Origin of the sequence: Streptacidiphilus sp. ASG 303 (genome assembly GCF_020991365.1) — a bacterium.
Lineage (GTDB): Bacteria > Actinomycetota > Actinomycetes > Streptomycetales > Streptomycetaceae > Peterkaempfera.
In genome coordinates, this window is sequence record NZ_JAJLRA010000076.1 from 1 (window position 1) to 1319 (window position 1319).

Here is a 1319-nt window from a genome sequence, read left to right on the forward strand (position 1 = left end):
TGGTCCAGCGGGCGAGGTCGCCGGTGCGGTACATGCGTGCGCCGGGGCCGCCGTAGGGGTTGGCCACGAAGCGTTCGGCGGTCAGGGCCGGGCGACCGAGGTAGCCGCGGGCCAGCTGGGCGCCGGCCAGGTACAGCTCGCCGGGCACGCCGGGCGGGCACGGCTGCAGGGCCGCGTCCAGGACGTAGGCCTGCATGTTCCACATCGGCCGGCCGATCGGCACCGGGCCGTGCCCGAGTGCCTCGCCCGGGGCGATGTGGTGGTCGACCGCGCCGACCGTCGCCTCGGTCGGGCCGTAGTGGTTCACCACGGCCAGGTGCGGGTGTGTACGGCGCAGTCGTTCCAGCATGGGCGCGTGCAGGGACTCGCCGCCCAGCATGAGCTGCCGGGTAGGAACATTGCCGCCGACGCCATCCTGGTCCAGGAAGGCGAGGTGGCTGGGGGTGGCCTTGAGGAATGCTGTCCGTGCCTCCGTAGGTGCCACGGGCAGGTGCGTGTCGGCGGGCGCCAGGTGCAGGCATCCGCCGCTGACCAGTGAACCGTAGAAGGCCGTGACGCCCGCGTCGAAGGAGGCCGAGAAGTGAATGAGGGTGCTCTGCGCCAGTGACGGGTATGCCTCGCGGGCGCGTGCGACGTAGTTGACCAGTGCCCGGTGGGGGATCACGACGCCCTTGGGGCGGCCGGTGGAGCCGGAGGTGTAGATCACGTAGGCGGGGTGGCCGGTGGTCAGCGGCGATGTCCGGTGCGCGTCTTCGACATCGCCCGGGTCCAGGGCCGACAGCCGGTCGGTGACGCGCTGGTCGTCGACGACGACCAGCGGGACGCCCTGTCCCTGGGCCTGTTCGGCGAGTTCGTTGGTGGTCAGGAGGATGGCCGGGCGAGCATCGTCGAGCATGTAGGCGATGCGCTCGGCGGGGTACTGCGGGTCGACCGGTACATAGGCGGCGCCGCTCTTCAGGACCGCGAGCAGGGCTTCGACCATTCCGGTGGAGCGGGGCATGAGCACGCCGACGCGGTCCTCGGGTCCGGTGCCGTGCTCGGTCAGCAGCCGGGCCAGGCGGTTGGCACGCTTGTTGAGTTCGGCGTACGACACCTCGGTGCCGTCGTGGTCGATCACGGCGATGGCGTCGGGGGTGCGGGCGGCCTGCGCTTCGAACAGCTCCACCACCGTGCCCGCGGGGACCTCGTGCGCGGTGTCGTTCCAGGTGGTGAGGACCTGGTGGCGTTCGGTGGTGTCCATGACCGGGATGTGGTGCACGGGTGCGGCCGGGTCGGCGGCGACGGTCTCCAGGATCCGGATGAGGCGGCGGCTCAGTGAG

General features: G+C 71.6%; 1 protein-coding gene. It reads right to left on the reverse strand.

Translation table 11 applies throughout. From position 1 onward, the window contains the following. Window positions 1–1319 (reverse strand): amino acid adenylation domain-containing protein (locus LO771_RS29960; protein WP_230748299.1); only part of this gene is annotated, 1319 nt, incomplete at both ends.